Below are 15083 nucleotides of genomic sequence, written 5' to 3' on the forward strand. Positions count from 1 at the left end.
GTCAGTCTATTAATTTGGATTTTCTATTGTTCTGTCGCCCCATTTGCCACTCTATCTGCAATATATTGGCTAGGTTCGTTTTTTAAGAGATTTTCAAGGCCGATATTTTTTAAATATTCCAGCTGAGATGCCTTTTTGACATCCAATACTTGAAAATCATAAGTCGTTGTCGTCTGGATTTCTGTCTCGCTGAGTAGCTTGGTTTCCAGTTTGAATCCTGCTAGTTTGCGTGCCTCTTGGATGGTCTCATCCTTTTCTTCCGCTTCTAGAAGCGCTTTTTGCGTCTCCTCTAGGCCATTTTCAGAGATAAAGGTCTTGAGTTCATCCCCGACAGGTCGTTTTTGCTGGATGGTCAAGGTCAAAAACTGATTGCCTTTATAAGTAATGGTCTGAATCTGCTGCGTTCCATTTTCTGACTTCGGCATCAGCAAGGTCTTGGTGACAACCGTATTCTTTTCGGCATTGTCCAAAACGGGAAGGTTGGATTGGAGAGGTTCAGATGCTGTTGTAGAAGCAGCAGGGGTTTCCTTTTTTTGCCCACATCCCGCAAGCAAAAAGAGGAGAGCAAAACTAGCAATTAGTAACTTTTTCATAATTCCTCACATGATTTTAAAACAAAAGAGCAAACAAGGCTAGGAGTCACTCCCAGCCTTGATGTTTTATAGAGCTGCACGTAGACGTGCTTCTGCATTTTCTACATTACGGACAGAGCGTGGCAAGAAGGCACGGATATCATCTTCTTTATAGCCGACTTGTAGGCGCTTCTCATCAACGAGAATCGGACTCTTTAAGATCCGTGGTGTTTCCATGATTAAGTTGAGCACTTCATTGACACTCAAATCCTCGATGTCAACTCCAAGTGCCTTAGCGTAGCGGTTTTTTGACGAAACGATACTGGCAATTCCATTATCTGTTTTCGTGAGAATATCTAATAACTCTTCTCTTGTAATTCCTTCTTTACCGAGATTTTGTTCTTTATAACTTAACTGGTGGGCATTGAGCCAGGTTTTCGCTTTTTTACAGCTAGTACAACTTGAGACTGTATAAATTTTGATCATGTACCTACCCCTTTCGCTACATGTTACTATCAGTTTAGTCTATTATACCATAAAAAACATCCGACTTGCGACCTATTTTTAAAAAAAATTAACTTTTTTCGCGATTTTCGTACTTTTTTCTTGACAAAATCAATTTATAACCAACTTTTAAATTTTTTGATATACAATCGTTTTACAACTGTAACACTTATCATATAGAGAACGATAATCAAAAGCAAAAAGAGGAAATAAATTGGTTCCAAAGGGGTTAAATGAAGCAGGCTAGCAATTGAAGAGTAGGGAAGTAAGGTCACAAAACTAGCTGCTAGCAAGGTTGTTCCAAGAACAAACCATGATGGACGACTTTGTAAGAAAGGAAGTTTTGCTGAACGAAGCATATGGATAACCATGGTTTGGGACCACATGGATTCAATGAACCAACCTGTCTGGAACAAGATGATAAAGCCCGTTGCAGACTCTGCTCCGTGAGCATAAGCTTGACCTGTCGCCATTGGAACAATGACAAAATAGAGCAAGATAAAGGTCAAAATATCAAAGGCAGAAGAAATCGGACCCATCCAAATCATAAAACGAGTAATAGACTTAGCTTCCCACTTATGGGGATGCTTCAAAAAGTCTTCATCTACATTATCAAATGGCAAGGCAATGCAAGAAAGGTCGTAGACGAGGTTTAACACAATCAAGTGAATCGGAGCCATAGGAAGGAAAGGTAAAAAGATACCAGACACTAAAAGAGAGAAAATGTTCCCGAAATTAGAGCTGACCGTCATCTTGATATATTTGGTCATATTAGCGTAGACCTTACGCCCTTCAACCAGCCCTTTTTCAAGCACCATCAAATCCTTATCTAGCAAAATGACATCAGCCGTTTCTTTGGCAATATCTACTGCTGTATCAACAGAAATCCCCACATCAGCCACTTTCATAGAAGGGGCATCATTGATCCCATCTCCCATATAGCCGACACAATGTCCATTCGATTTGATTTGTAAAATGATTCGTGCTTTTTGATCCGGAGAGAGTTTGGCAAAGACAGTCACTTTCTCAACTGCTTGGGCCAATTCTTCGTCCGTCATGGCATCAATATCAGAACCCAACAAGATTTGATCAACGTCTAAACCAACTTTTTCGCAAACTGCTTGGGTTACCTTTTCATTGTCACCCGTCAAGATCTTTGTTTGAACACCGTGTTCTAACAAAGCTTGGATAGCAGGTGCTGCTGATGGTTTTGGTGGATCTAGAAAGGCAAGATATCCTGTTAGAATCATCTCTTTTTCATCTTCAACGGAGTAAGCAAAACCTTCCTTTAAGCCTGTTTTATAAGCGACTCCCAAGACTCGCAATCCCTGTTGATTAAGTTGATCTACTTCTTTTAAGATTTCCGCTCGGATATCATCCGTCAGAGGGCTAATCTGACCTTGATATTCCACATGGGTTGAAATCGCAAGCATTTCCTCTAGAGCACCCTTGGTTACCAAACTAACAACTTCGTTCTCATCCTTGACGATGACACTCATCCGTCTGCGTTCAAAATCAAAGGGTAATTCATCTATTTTTTGGAAGCTAGTATCCAAATTTTGTAGAATAGCGTGTTCTTTAGCTTCTTTTTCAGTTCTACTGATAATGGCACGGTCCATCAAGTTTTTCAAACCGGTTTGAAAATAGGAATTGAGGTAGGCACGTCTCAACACAGACAAATCCAAATCTCCATGTATATCCAAAGGATATTCAAGGACAATTTCGTCTTGGGTAAGGGTTCCGGTTTTATCTGTGCATAGGATATCAATAGCACCTAGGTCCTGTATGGCATTGAGTTTTTTGATGACCACTTTTTCCTTGGCCATGATAATAGAACCCTTTGCTAGACTGGCTGTGATGATCATAGGAAGCATCTCAGGTGTCAAACCAACACCAACACTCAGTGCAAATACGCCAGCTTCCAGCCAGTCTCCATCCGTCAAGCCATTGGAGAGAAAGACGATGGGAACCATGACCAGCATCAAACGGATTAAGAGCCAAGAGATACTGTTCATCTCCCGTTCAAAAGAGGTCGGTTCGTCATAGGTATTGAGAGTCTGCTCGATTTCTCCCATCATGGTGTCATCACCGACCGCTAGAATCAAAGCCTTGGCGCTTCCTGATATCACATTGGTTCCCATAAAAGCGAGCGCTTCTGCTTCTAGCAGACTATCAAAATTTGACTGACTCATTTTTGACAAGGCTAGTTTTTCAACCGAGTCACTTTCACCTGTCAAACCAGACTGTTGAACAAAGAAATCACGTGATTCAATCAAAAGGAGGTCTGCTGGTATCATATCCCCAGCACTTAATTTGACTATATCTCCAACGACCAAATCTTCAATTGCAACCTCTAAACTCTGGCCTTCACGAATAACTGTGGCTGTGTTCACAATCATTTTTGATAGATTGGTCGCAGCCTTGTCACTACGCAGTTCTTGGACAAAGCGTATACCACCAGAGATTAGAACGAGAACAACGATGATGATAGAGGTCGTCGGATCTTCTTGTCCAGGCTTCGCCAGCCAGACATTGGTCACCATGGAAATCATAGCGATGACCAGCAGGATGATTGTAAATGGATTGATGATGGATTCGTAAATCTTTTTGAGGATACTGTCTTCTTGACCCTTGGTGATGGTATTTTCGCCATATAGGTCACGATTTTTCTCCACCTGCTCCTCAGTCAAGCCTGTTAGACTTGTCTTATAAAAAGATAGAGTTTCGTTTAAGGGTGTGTGAATAGCTGTTGCTAATCTTTCTTTTGTAGTTTTCATTGGTTTCTCCTATCTGTATGAATGATGTGTTTCATACACAGAGACTAATCACTTTATAAGGGCAGAACGACACAAATCAGCGATTGGCTGTGTATGTGCGGTTCTGGATGATCGTCAATTTGCATCGTTTTTCTCCTTTCTTTTTCTTAAAACAGTAGAAAATCCCACCATAAAATGGCAGGATTAAAAAACTAATTATCTGTTTTTTCGTTCAAGCTTTAACTCCATAGGGCGATGTAATGAGCTTAGTCTTGGCCTTCGCGACCAGGACTGTTGACCAACGAGTAGTGTCTCCACTGCTTTGCGGTAGTCATCCGTATCCCTATGGTAGCCTCACCTACCGTTTTCGTCTATCAGTATAAACCTTTAAAATATAAAAGTCAATGATTTATCTTAATTTTCTTAAATAACAATTAATTCCTTCGGCGCTAGAGTCAACAATTCGCAACCGTTATCTGTAATTAAGATATCATCTTCAATACGAACGCCATATTTACCTTCAATATAAATACCCGGTTCATCAGTCAAGACCATACCAGATTTAATGACTTCTTTGGAAGTTTGGCTAAAGTAGGGTTCTTCGTGGATATCCAGTCCGATACCGTGTCCAATACCGTGGGTAAAGTAGTCGCCATAGCCTGCCTCGATGATAATATCACGAGGGATTTTGTCAAAGTCACGGAAACCTAAGCCAGCCTTAGCTTGGTCAATCAGAGCTTGGTTGGCTTTCAGAACCGTATTGTAAATCTCTGCTTGCTCGTCGCTGACATGTCCTAGATAGATGGTCCGTGTCATATCACTGACGTAGTGGTCGTAGAGACAGCCGAAGTCCATGGTGATTGCTTCGCCTAGTTCTACTGGCTTGTGCATTGGGTGGGCGTGAGGTTTAGAAGAGTTGATTCCACTTGCTAGAATGGTATCAAAAGACAAGCCAGATGCTCCCAACTCACGCATACGGAAGTCAAGGAAGTTGGCAATTTCGATCTCAGTTTTTCCTGGTTTGATAAAGTCAAGCGCATCACGAAAAGCTTGGTCTGAGATAGAACATGCCTTGCGAATAGTCGCAATCTCTTTCTCATCTTTAATCATACGAAGTGCTTCAACAAACTGAGTCTGTGGAAGCAAGTCCAAACCTGCAAAAGCTGCCTGCATACGGTGGTAATAAGAAACCGAAATCTCGTCCTCAAAACCAACGCGAGACAAGCCCATATCCTTAACAATGCCTGCAATAACAGCCAATTCATCGCGGTCAGCCACAATCTCAAAACCTGTCACTTCTTGCTTAGCAGCAATGATATAGCGAGAGTCTGTCACCAAAACCTGACGGTCACGGCTGATAAAGACTGTTCCATTTGAGCCCCAAAAGCCGGTCAGGTAATAGACGTTTTTAAGGTTGTTGATGATGATACCATCTAGTTCTTTTTCTTGCATTTTAGCTAGAAATGCTTGCACACGTTTATTCATGATGTAACTTTCCTTTCAAATAGTGTCCTGTGTAGCTGGCTTCATTGGCTGCTACTTCTTCTGGAGTTCCTGTTGCGATGATGGTTCCGCCACCGACACCGCCCTCAGGTCCCAAATCGATGATATGGTCTGCCGTCTTGATGACATCCAGATTGTGCTCAATGACGAGAACAGTATTGCCATCGTCGACAAAGCGAGCTAAAACCTTGAGCAAGCGAGCGATATCCTCGGTATGAAGCCCTGTCGTCGGCTCATCCAGAATGTAGAAGGATTTTCCTGTCGAGCGTTTGTGGAGCTCACTAGCTAACTTCATACGCTGGGCTTCTCCACCTGAAAGGGTGGTAGCTGGTTGTCCTAACGTTACATAGCCCAGCCCCACATCCTTGATGGTCTGAAGTTTGCGTTGAATCTTGGGAATGTGTTGGAAAAATTCCACCGCATCGTTGACGGTCATGTCCAAAACCTGCGAGATATTTTTTTCCTTGTAGTGAACTTCGAGGGTTTCACTGTTGTAGCGAGTCCCATGGCAAACTTCACAAGCAACATAAACATCTGGCAAGAAGTGCATCTCAATCTTGATAATCCCGTCACCTGAGCAGGCTTCGCAACGACCGCCCTTGATGTTGAAACTGAAACGGCCCTTCTTGTAGCCTCGAATCTTAGCTTCGTTTGTCTGGGCAAAAAGGTCACGTATATCGTCAAAAACTCCCGTATAGGTAGCCGGGTTAGACCTTGGCGTTCGCCCGATTGGACTCTGGTCAATATCAATCAAGCGGTCTACATGCTCAATCCCTGTAATCGTCTTAAATTTACCAGGCTTGTCTGAATTGCGATTGAGCTTCTGCGCAATGGCTTTTTTGAGGATGCTGTTGATTAAGGTCGATTTCCCTGAACCTGACACACCTGTCACCGCGATGAATTTTCCTAATGGGAAGCGAGCAGTGATATTTTGCAAGTTGTTCTCACGCGCACCTGTCACTTCGATAAAGCGACCATTTCCGGCACGGCGCTCTTCTGGTACTGGAATGGCACGTTTACCTGACAAGTACTGGCCTGTAATAGACTTACTATTACGGGCCACCTGCTTGGGTGTTCCTGCAGCAACAATCTCGCCACCAAAAACACCGGCACCTGGACCAACGTCAATCAGATAATCCGCCTCGCGCATGGTATCTTCGTCGTGTTCCACCACGATGAGAGTATTGCCCAAGTCACGCATCTTTTTCAGACTAGCAATCAGGCGGTCATTATCCCTCTGGTGAAGACCAATCGACGGCTCATCCAGGATATAAAGGACACCTGATAAATTGGACCCAATCTGGGTTGCCAAGCGAATACGCTGACTCTCTCCACCTGATAGGGTTCCTGCCGAACGTGACAGGGTCAGATAGTTAAGACCTACGTTATTGAGGAAGGTCAATCGATCCTTGATTTCCTTGAGAATGGGACGGGCGATAATCGCTTCATTTTCAGACAAGGTCAGCTGGCTCACCAACTCCAAGTGGTCTGCGATAGACAGATCTGAGATTTCACCAATATGTGGTCCTTGCTCACCACCCACACGGACAGACAAGGCCTGATCGTTGAGACGATAGCCATGACAGGTTCCACAAGTCAGCTCATTCATGTAGAGTCGCATCTGGGTACGGGTGTAGTCACTGTTAGTCTCATGGTAACGACGCTTGATATTATTGACAACTCCCTCAAAAGGAATGTCAATATCGCGCACACCGCCAAATTCATTTTCATAGTGGAAATGGAATTCCTTGCCATCAGACCCGTAAAGAATCAAGTTTTTATCTTCTTCTGACAAGTCCTCAAAAGGCTTATCCATATCCACTCCAAAGGCTGTCATGGCCTGCTCTAGCATGTTTGGATAGTAGTTGGATGAGATAGGATTCCAAGGTGCCAAGGCTCCCTCACGCAAAGTTTTGCTGGTATCAGGAACCACCAAGTCAACATCCACCTCCAGCTTGATGCCCAAACCGTCACACTCACTGCATGAGCCAAAAGGAGCATTAAAGGAGAAGAGACGTGGCTCTAACTCTGGAACAGTAAAACCACAAACTGGACAGGCATAGTGCTCAGAAAAGAGCAACTCAGAATCGTCCATAGTGTCGATAATGACATAACCTTCTGCGATACGAAGGGCAGCCTCTATGGAGTCAAAGAGACGGCTACGAATGCCCTCCTTGATAACAATACGGTCAACCACAACATCGATATTGTGTTGCTTGCTCTTGGACAACTCTGGCACTTCGGTCACATCATAGACTTCCCCATCCACACGGACACGGACATAGCCATCTTTCTGAACCTTTTCAATGACACTCTTGTGTTGCCCTTTTTTCTTACGAATGACCGGAGCTAAAATTTGCAGACGTTGGCGTTCTGGTAATTCCAAAACCTTATCCACGATTTGCTCTACAGAAGAAGCCTTGATAGCCCCGTGTCCGTTGATACAGTAAGGCGTCCCCACACGTGCGTAGAGGAGACGCAGATAGTCATTGATTTCAGTCGTTGTTCCAACGGTCGAACGAGGGTTTTTACTAGTCGTTTTCTGGTCGATGGAAATAGCTGGGCTGAGACCATCAATGGCATCTACATCTGGTTTTTCCATGTTGCCCAAAAACTGGCGAGCATAGGCTGATAGACTCTCTACATAGCGACGTTGGCCCTCAGCATAGAGGGTATCAAAGGCCAGACTGGATTTCCCAGACCCTGACAAACCAGTCACAACAACCAGCTTGTCTCGCGGAATCTCCACATCAATATTTTTTAAGTTATGGGCACGTGCCCCATGAATCACAATTTTATCTTGCATCTTTGTTCTTTCTAGTCCATTATTGCTTTCCATTATACCAAAAAATGTGAAATTCTATTACCCAAAAAGCTGTTTTTATAGTATAATAGTACGGTGCAAAAAATGAATCACTGAATAGTAGGAAAGGATAGGGGATATGAAACAAGTTTTTCTCTCAACAACAACGGAATTTAAAGAGATCGACACGCTTGAACCAGGTACTTGGATCAACCTCGTCAATCCTACACAAAATGAATCGTTGGAAATCGCTAACGCCTTCGACATTGACATTGCCGACCTTCGAGCACCGCTCGATGCGGAAGAAATGTCCCGTATTACCATCGAAGATGAGTACACTTTGATCATCGTGGACGTTCCCATCACAGAGGAAAGAAACAATCGTACCTACTACGTTACGATTCCGCTGGGGATTATCATCACAGAGGAAACCATTATCACCACCTGCTTGGAACCCCTCCCCGTTCTCGATGTCTTTATCAACCGTAGACTGCGCAACTTTTACACCTTCATGCGTTCACGCTTTATCTTCCAGATTCTCTATCGCAACGCCGAACTTTACCTTACGGCCCTTCGTTCGATTGACCGTAAGAGTGAACAAATCGAAAGTCAACTTCACAAATCCACTCGAAACGAAGAGCTGATTGAGCTCATGGAATTGGAAAAGACCATCGTCTATTTCAAGGCCTCACTGAAGACGAACGAGCGCGTGATTAAGAAATTGACTAGCGCAACTAGCAATATCAAGAAATACCTAGAAGACGAAGACCTACTCGAAGACACTCTGATTGAAACCCAACAGGCCATCGAGATGGCAGATATCTATGGAAATGTCCTTCACTCTATGACAGAGACCTTTGCCTCTATCATTTCCAACAACCAGAACAACATCATGAAGACCCTGGCTCTCGTGACCATCGTTATGTCTGTCCCAACCATGATCTTCTCAGCCTACGGGATGAACTTTAAGGATAATGAAATCCCTCTAAACGGTGAGCCTCATGCCTTCTGGTTAATCGTCTTTATCGCCTTTGCTATGAGTGTTTCGCTCACTCTCTATCTCATCCATAAAAAATGGTTCTAAGAGGAATCCCTATGTCTCAGATTGATTTACAAAAATTAACTAAGAAAAACCAAGAGTTTATCCACATCGCTACCCAACAATTTATTAAAGATGGTAAAACAGACGCTGAAATCAAGGCTGTCTTTGAGGAAGTCATTCCTAAAATCCTTGAAGAGCAAGCCAAGGGGACGACTGCACGTTCCCTCTACGGGGCTCCAACCCACTGGGCTCATAGCTTCACTGTCAAGGAGCAATACGAAAAAGAGCATCCAAAAGAAAATGACGATCCAAAACTCATGATTATGGACTCAGCCCTTTTTATCACCAGTCTCTTTGCATTGGTTAGCGCTCTGACTACCTTCTTCTCTACAGATCAGGCTATTGGCTATGGCTTGATTACCCTCTTGTTGGTTGGACTTGTAGGAGGACTTGCCTTCTACTTGATGTACTACTTTGTCTACCAGTACTATGGACCAGACACAGATCGTAGCCAGCGCCCTCCTTTCTGGAAATCAATCCTCGTCATCCTCGCTGCTATGCTTCTTTGGTTGGTTGTCTTCTTTGCAACAAGCTTCCTACCAGCCAACCTCAATCCAGTCCTTGCTCCATTGCCTTTGGCTGTCCTAGGAGCAGCCCTTCTCGCCCTTCGCTTCTATCTCAAGAAACGTTTCAATATCCGAAGCGCAAGCGCAGGCCCATCACGTTATTAAGAGAAGTGAAAAGCTATGGCATATAGTCAATCTTTAGCTCAGCAGATTCGAAAAATTCTAGCACTCAAACTTCCTCCCCAAATTTTCGAAGAAGAGCTAGAAGAAAAGAAACTGTTTGGTGGCCTTGCCTTTATGATTCGTGGGAAAATGGTCCTTACAGTCAGTTCCAGAAAGGACGAACTGGTTATGGTCAGAATTGGCAAAGAAATAGAAAAGCAAGTTCTACCCCGAACAGGAGCTCATACTACATTGATGAGAGGGCGACCTTATCATGGCTATATAGACCTAGATATTGAAGGTCAAAAAGAACTTCCTTACTGGATTGATTTAGCCCTCTCCTATAATCAAGAGTTAACCAAGTAACTCATATCTAGTGAGATTACAGATTAGTAAAACGATAAGCAACTGCACTAGCGGTTGCTTTTTTCTTGCTTTCTTGATATCCAATAGAACTTCTACCCCCAATCCCTATAGTTTTCTCCCATCTTTTATGATAAAATAGGCTCAATCAATTTCTAGGAGGATGAGATATGGTTTCTACTATTGGTATCGTGAGTTTGTCTAGTGGTGTTATCGGAGAGGATTTTGTCAAACACGAAGTCGATTTGGGTATTCAACGTCTCAAGGATTTGGGACTCAATCCTGTCTTTCTGCCCCATTCGCTAAAAGGGTTAGACTTTATCAAGGACCATCCGGAGGCACGTGCAGAGGATTTGATGCAGGCCTTTTCTGATGATAGCATCGACATGATCCTATGCGCCATCGGTGGGGATGATACCTATCGCTTGCTACCCTACCTTTTTGAAAACGACCAGCTCCAAAAGGTTATCCAACAAAAGATTTTTCTTGGCTTCTCGGATACAACCATGAACCACCTTATGTTGCACAAACTAGGGATCAAGACTTTTTATGGGCAATCCTTTCTAGCAGACATTTGTGAATTGGACAAGGAGATGTTGCCCTATAGTCTCCACTACTTTAAAGAATTGATCGAGACGGGAAGAATCTCAGAAATCCGCCCTAGCGACCTTTGGTATGAGGAACGGACTGATTTTAGTCCCAAGGCTCTGGGAACAGCTCGTATCAGTCATGTAAATACAGGCTTTGATTTGTTGCAAGGAAATGCTCAGTTTGAGGGAGAAATTCTCGGTGGTTGCCTTGAGTCCCTCTATGATATCTTTGACAATTCTCGATACGCAGACAGCACGGACCTCTGCCAAGAGTACCGACTCTTCCCTGACTTATGTGACTGGGAAGGAAAGATTCTCTTGCTAGAAACAAGCGAAGAAAAGCCTGAACCTGATGATTTCAAAAAAATGTTGCGGACTTTAAAGGACACGGGGATATTTGGGGTTATCAGTGGACTCTTGGTCGGAAAGCCAATGGATGAAACCTTCTATGACGACTATAAGGAAGCACTATTGGATATCATTGATAACAATATCCCGATTGTCTATAATCTGAATGTCGGTCACGCAACTCCAAGAGCCATTGTGCCCTTTGGCGTTCACGCTTATGTGGATACACAGAAGCAAGTCATTCGCTTTGACTATAACAAAAAATAAACAATTTCTCCATTTTTGTGCTTTGGTATTGATTTTCGTTACAATTTGTGTCTGAATTTATTGCATTTTGCTTATTTCTATGATATCTTTTTAAAGGAGGTGTATATGACTAAACAAAAAATAAATCAAATTGTCGGTTCAATCGGGGCCTTTATCGGGATTATTGTATTTATCGCCTACATCCCACAAATTTTTGCCAATTTACAAGGCAACAAGGCTCAACCATTTCAGCCTTTATCCGCAGCAGTATCTTGTTTAATTTGGGTTATTTACGGATGGACAAAAGAACCTAAGAAGGATTGGATACTAATTATTCCAAACTCAGCCGGCGTTGTCTTAGGTGGACTGACATTTCTCACTGCACTATAAAAATTACTAGCATATAATCAAAAAGCTGAGAAACTCATCTCAGCTTTTTCTATATTCTCAGATAATTAGACGCCTGCACTCACTTATTTCCGCTTTTCCACTCACAATCATTTTCGTGGTCGTCAATCAGACCTGCCGCTTGTAGAAAAGCTAAAACTGCGACTGGACCTGTGAACTTGAAGCCTCGTTTTTTGAGATCTTGAGATAACTTTTCAGACAAGGCTGTTTTAGCAGGTGCTAGGTGATAGTCAGGAACATCATTCACGATCGTTTTTCCCTCAACAAAGGACCAGAGATAAGCGTCAAAAGAGCCAAAGGTTTTCTGGACTTGTAAAAATGCTTGGGCGTTGGCACGCGTCGCAAAAATCTTGGCTCGATTTCGAATGATGGTTGGATTCTCTAACATGGCTTCCAACTCCCCATCTGTCATTTCCGCGACCTCTTGAATTTGATAGCCATGAAATGCTTCTCGGAAAGCCTGGCGTTTGTTGAGTACCGTTTCCCAAGACAGACCAGCCTGATAAGTCTCCATACAGAGCAGTTCAAAAAGAGCGCGGTCATCATGAAGGGGTTGCCCCCACTCCTCATCATGATAGGCTACATATAAGGGATTATTCATTTTTACCCAACCACAGCGTTTTGGCATATTATACTCCTATTTGACCAACATCTTAAGGGCCGACTTGATATAGTTCTCTGCTGTATCCGTCGTTCCTTCAAAGAATTTCTTGATTTTCTTAAGTTCAGTCGCCTTGTAGCCCAGTGCCAGCATGGCTTCCATAGCTTCTTCCAGTTCTTGGTTTTCAGCGCTGGTTTGCACTGCGACCTTGGAAGGAAGGTCATCACTAGCCACGACTACCTTGCCTTCCAAGTCCAGCACCATCTGCTGGGCTGTTTTCTTGCCAATTTTAGGGAACTTGGTCAAGTAGGTGATGTTCTTAGTCTCGATCGCTTGAACCAAGCCAGCATTGTCATCAGCTGCGATGATAGCAAGAGCTGACACAGGACCAATCCCTGAGACCGAGATCAGACTGAGAAAGAGCTTTTTCTCATCTTCTGAGCGAAAACCGTAGAGCAGATGGGCATCCTCACGAACAACTTGGTGCACATAAATCTGAGTTTCTTGATTGACCTGACCTGAGTAGGCATAGGGATTGGCTACATGCAAGATATAACCGATACCATTTGCCTCAAGGATGATATATTTAGCAGTGATTTTGGTAATGATTCCTTTTAGATATTCGTACATAATTTTCACTTTCTATAATTGATTTGCAATTCCTTGTAAATGCGCTGCTCTGATGATAAGAAGCAACCCAAGTACTGCACACACAATAAAAACGAGCCAAACACCTACAGCACCTGTTGCAGCGCTGATAGAAATCATCGCCCCCGCTAAAATAGACGCTAAAGGCTGCGCCATATTAAGGAAACCTGAGTAGGTTCCGAGCTTATTCTCATTCATCATTTCCGCCCGCAAAACTTGGCTTGGCGGCATGCAGATGAGTTCCCCCATAGTATAGAGAATGGCTAGCAAAAACAGAGCCCAGAAACTCCTGAAGACAATGGTGAAAAGCATACCCAAGTCAAAGATAATACTTCCCAATAAAAACTGCGGTATGAGCTTCATTTCCTTGGTCAAACGATTGGCAGTCGTTATGAAGCAAACAATAATCAGGGTATTGATAAAGACCATGATACTGAGCATCTTAGCTCCTGAAATATGAATACCGAAAATACTACTCGCGATGAATGACTCTTTCAAATGAACGGGTATATAATTGTCAATTTGCAACCAGATAACTCCATTAAATACAGTCCCTAACGTATAAAGTAGGAAAATTTTGTCCTGAAAAACAGAAACATAATTTTTCACAGTTGCCAAAGGACTGCTACCATGCTCAAAGACCAGATTAGCTGGCTTGCTTTCTGAAAAATATTTCCAAGCGAGGAAAAAATTCAAGAAGCTAATCACCGTCAAAACCAGAAGCAACTCAAAAAAATGGTGGTCGTAAAAGAAACCTGCAAGCCCTGCTCCTAACATAACGGATACATTGACAAACCAATAACTAATCGTATAAACGAAACGGCGATTTTGCTCGTCGGTCAAATCAATAATCATCGCATCAATAGCCGGCCAAGAGAAAGTTCCTGCGGTCTCTGCCAGCAACATTCCGACAAAAGTCAAAAAGGGAAAAATATGATTAGGCATATTTGCCAGCAGCACAAGAAAGTAGCCACTCGCAAGACCAAAGTTTCCCCAGTCAATGACTTTCTTACGTCCCCAAAGATCCGCCAAATGTCCACCATACAGCCCAGCTAAAAAACCAATGAGTTTGGTTGTGATCATCAATAACCCCGCCCAAAAGGCTCCAAAATATTGAACATAGTACATGGCCATAAAAGGAGTAATGGCACTCTCTAAAATCCGTGCTACAAAGCTCATCCATTCCCGCATTTGAATTTGCTTGGGGAGGGCAAAAAATTCTTTCATCTTTCATTCCTTTTTCATAATTTCTTCGCTTTTTCTTACCTAGTATATCATATTTTTTTGCTGAAAACTGCAAACACAAGTGCAACCTCTGGTTGACAAATAGTACAGGAGATTGTATTCTCATAATAAGTAAAAATTGTTAGGATAGAAGTAGAAAAAGGAGGATAGAATGATGAAACTCGCAGAAAAACTATTTGAACTCCGAAAGGAAAAAGGTTGGTCCCAAGAAAAGCTAGCAGAACAAATCAATGTTTCTCGGCAAAGCATCTCCAAATGGGAGTCTGGACAAGTCCTTCCTGAAATCGAAAAAATCATTGAAATAAGCAAGATTTTTCAAGTGACAACTGACTATCTACTACTGGATGAAAGCATTGAAAAAGTTTCCACAGCAGTGATTTTGGAGGAAGACAAAGACAACTACTATAAAAAGGTTAAATCCTTTGGTCTTTGGCAGGTGATTTATATTTTTGTATTGGCTCTGGCTATCTATCTCTTTTTAGCCGGTTCTAGTTTTCCAGCTGAATTCACCGCTTGGATCTGGCTAACCTTCGTTCTCTTAATCGCTTCTGCTGTCGCTATCAATAAGGTTCTCAAAACCAAACAACGTTATCTTGATAAGGTCATTGGTCTTGAGACTCCTTCAGACAACGACGATTCTACAAAGCCTGGAATCACCTAATTCAGTTTTCACAACATTTTTATAGAACTGGTCTTGTCAAGCAAGTGTAAATATCGTGTCAAGTT

General features: G+C 42.8%; 14 protein-coding genes and 1 riboswitch. Of the genes, 6 read left to right on the top strand and 8 right to left on the bottom strand.

Translation table 11 applies throughout. From position 1 onward, the window contains the following. Nucleotides 1-23 precede the first annotated feature (23 nt). The 5 genes from GMD3S_RS0204585 to uvrA form a co-directional block, all read right to left on the bottom strand. Nucleotides 24-593 carry an SP0191 family lipoprotein gene (locus GMD3S_RS0204585; protein ID WP_000734687.1) on the bottom strand — a complete coding sequence of 190 codons (570 nt, stop codon included), beginning with the start codon at nucleotides 591-593 and terminating at the stop codon, nucleotides 24-26. Nucleotides 594-659: 66 nt separating this feature from the next. Beyond that, on the bottom strand, nucleotides 660-1058 hold the full coding sequence (spx, locus tag GMD3S_RS0204590) for a transcriptional regulator Spx (RefSeq protein WP_000591165.1): 399 nt from the start codon (nucleotides 1056-1058) through the stop codon (nucleotides 660-662). Between the two features lie 134 nt (nucleotides 1059-1192). After that, nucleotides 1193-3853, bottom strand: a complete 2661-nt coding sequence (gene mgtA / locus GMD3S_RS0204595; RefSeq protein ID WP_000858853.1) for a magnesium-translocating P-type ATPase — start codon at nucleotides 3851-3853, stop codon at nucleotides 1193-1195. Between the two features lie 195 nt (nucleotides 3854-4048). Then, nucleotides 4049-4200: riboswitch (M-box (ykoK) riboswitch) on the bottom strand. Nucleotides 4201-4255: 55 nt separating this feature from the next. Continuing rightward, entirely contained in the window at nucleotides 4256-5317 is a 1062-nt protein-coding gene (locus GMD3S_RS0204600) for a M24 family metallopeptidase (RefSeq protein WP_001042876.1), read from the bottom strand. Continuing rightward, nucleotides 5310-8141 carry an excinuclease ABC subunit UvrA gene (uvrA, locus tag GMD3S_RS0204605; protein ID WP_001152875.1) on the bottom strand — a complete coding sequence of 944 codons (2832 nt, stop codon included), beginning with the start codon at nucleotides 8139-8141 and terminating at the stop codon, nucleotides 5310-5312. Before uvrA ends, GMD3S_RS0204600 begins: the two co-directional genes overlap by 8 nt. Before the next feature lie 136 nt (nucleotides 8142-8277). Between uvrA and GMD3S_RS0204610 the strand changes: the two genes are divergently transcribed. The 5 genes from GMD3S_RS0204610 (at nucleotide 8278) to GMD3S_RS0204630 (ending at nucleotide 11845) form a co-directional block, all read left to right on the top strand. Next, on the top strand, nucleotides 8278-9222 hold the full coding sequence (locus tag GMD3S_RS0204610) for a magnesium transporter CorA family protein (RefSeq protein WP_000815617.1): 945 nt from the start codon (nucleotides 8278-8280) through the stop codon (nucleotides 9220-9222). Between the two features lie 11 nt (nucleotides 9223-9233). Then, complete coding sequence (locus GMD3S_RS0204615; protein WP_000077993.1) at nucleotides 9234-9911, top strand: DUF1129 domain-containing protein; 678 nt, start codon at nucleotides 9234-9236, stop codon at nucleotides 9909-9911. Nucleotides 9912-9926: 15 nt separating this feature from the next. After that, the gene (locus tag GMD3S_RS0204620) at nucleotides 9927-10274 is read left to right on the top strand and encodes a TfoX/Sxy family protein (RefSeq protein WP_000331822.1); all 348 of its coding nucleotides are present in this window, start codon (nucleotides 9927-9929) and stop codon (nucleotides 10272-10274) included. 167 nt (nucleotides 10275-10441) lie between these two features. Next, nucleotides 10442-11476: a S66 family peptidase gene (locus tag GMD3S_RS0204625; RefSeq protein WP_000255130.1), complete on the top strand. Its 1035-nt coding sequence runs from the start codon at nucleotides 10442-10444 to the stop codon at nucleotides 11474-11476. Between the two features lie 105 nt (nucleotides 11477-11581). Next, nucleotides 11582-11845: a SemiSWEET family transporter gene (locus tag GMD3S_RS0204630; protein WP_000166112.1), complete on the top strand. Its 264-nt coding sequence runs from the start codon at nucleotides 11582-11584 to the stop codon at nucleotides 11843-11845. A 79-nt stretch (nucleotides 11846-11924) separates the two neighbouring features. Here GMD3S_RS0204630 and GMD3S_RS0204635 read toward each other — a convergent pair whose 3' ends face one another. Genes GMD3S_RS0204635 through GMD3S_RS0204645 form a run of 3 tightly spaced genes read right to left on the bottom strand, consistent with a single transcriptional unit; the run spans nucleotide 11925 to nucleotide 14339 of the window. After that, a complete protein-coding gene (locus tag GMD3S_RS0204635) occupies nucleotides 11925-12491 on the bottom strand; it encodes a DNA-3-methyladenine glycosylase I (RefSeq protein ID WP_001126063.1) in 567 nt (188 codons plus the stop codon). A 9-nt stretch (nucleotides 12492-12500) separates the two neighbouring features. Further along, a complete protein-coding gene (gene ruvA / locus GMD3S_RS0204640; RefSeq protein WP_000273401.1) occupies nucleotides 12501-13094 on the bottom strand; it encodes a Holliday junction branch migration protein RuvA in 594 nt (197 codons plus the stop codon). 12 nt (nucleotides 13095-13106) lie between these two features. Then, nucleotides 13107-14339 (bottom strand): MFS transporter, encoded by a 1233-nt coding sequence (locus GMD3S_RS0204645; RefSeq protein ID WP_000657470.1) that lies wholly within the window; start codon nucleotides 14337-14339, stop codon nucleotides 13107-13109. Between the two features lie 172 nt (nucleotides 14340-14511). On the opposite strand from GMD3S_RS0204645, the gene GMD3S_RS0204650 reads away from it, so the two are divergent. Continuing rightward, complete coding sequence (locus GMD3S_RS0204650) at nucleotides 14512-15018, top strand: helix-turn-helix domain-containing protein (protein WP_008277272.1); 507 nt, start codon at nucleotides 14512-14514, stop codon at nucleotides 15016-15018. Nucleotides 15019-15083 lie beyond the last annotated feature (65 nt).

Origin of the sequence: Streptococcus sp. GMD3S, from assembly GCF_000298695.2 — a bacterium.
Taxonomy (GTDB): Bacteria; Bacillota; Bacilli; order Lactobacillales; family Streptococcaceae; genus Streptococcus.

What these genes read in the sequence shown, in the direction of transcription:
- GMD3S_RS0204585 (WP_000734687.1), bottom strand. Translation starts at nt 593, where the DNA reads ATGAAAAAGTTACTAATTGCTAGTTTTGCTCTCCTCTTTTTGCTTGCG.
- spx (WP_000591165.1), bottom strand. Translation starts at nt 1,058, where the DNA reads ATGATCAAAATTTATACAGTCTCAAGTTGTACTAGCTGTAAAAAAGCG.
- mgtA (WP_000858853.1), bottom strand. Translation starts at nt 3,853, where the DNA reads ATGAAAACTACAAAAGAAAGATTAGCAACAGCTATTCACACACCCTTA.
- GMD3S_RS0204600 (WP_001042876.1), bottom strand. Translation starts at nt 5,317, where the DNA reads ATGAATAAACGTGTGCAAGCATTTCTAGCTAAAATGCAAGAAAAAGAA.
- uvrA (WP_001152875.1), bottom strand. Translation starts at nt 8,141, where the DNA reads ATGCAAGATAAAATTGTGATTCATGGGGCACGTGCCCATAACTTAAAA.
- GMD3S_RS0204610 (WP_000815617.1), top strand. Translation starts at nt 8,278, where the DNA reads ATGAAACAAGTTTTTCTCTCAACAACAACGGAATTTAAAGAGATCGAC.
- GMD3S_RS0204615 (WP_000077993.1), top strand. Translation starts at nt 9,234, where the DNA reads ATGTCTCAGATTGATTTACAAAAATTAACTAAGAAAAACCAAGAGTTT.
- GMD3S_RS0204620 (WP_000331822.1), top strand. Translation starts at nt 9,927, where the DNA reads ATGGCATATAGTCAATCTTTAGCTCAGCAGATTCGAAAAATTCTAGCA.
- GMD3S_RS0204625 (WP_000255130.1), top strand. Translation starts at nt 10,442, where the DNA reads ATGGTTTCTACTATTGGTATCGTGAGTTTGTCTAGTGGTGTTATCGGA.
- GMD3S_RS0204630 (WP_000166112.1), top strand. Translation starts at nt 11,582, where the DNA reads ATGACTAAACAAAAAATAAATCAAATTGTCGGTTCAATCGGGGCCTTT.
- GMD3S_RS0204635 (WP_001126063.1), bottom strand. Translation starts at nt 12,491, where the DNA reads ATGCCAAAACGCTGTGGTTGGGTAAAAATGAATAATCCCTTATATGTA.
- ruvA (WP_000273401.1), bottom strand. Translation starts at nt 13,094, where the DNA reads ATGTACGAATATCTAAAAGGAATCATTACCAAAATCACTGCTAAATAT.
- GMD3S_RS0204645 (WP_000657470.1), bottom strand. Translation starts at nt 14,339, where the DNA reads ATGAAAGAATTTTTTGCCCTCCCCAAGCAAATTCAAATGCGGGAATGG.
- GMD3S_RS0204650 (WP_008277272.1), top strand. Translation starts at nt 14,512, where the DNA reads ATGAAACTCGCAGAAAAACTATTTGAACTCCGAAAGGAAAAAGGTTGG.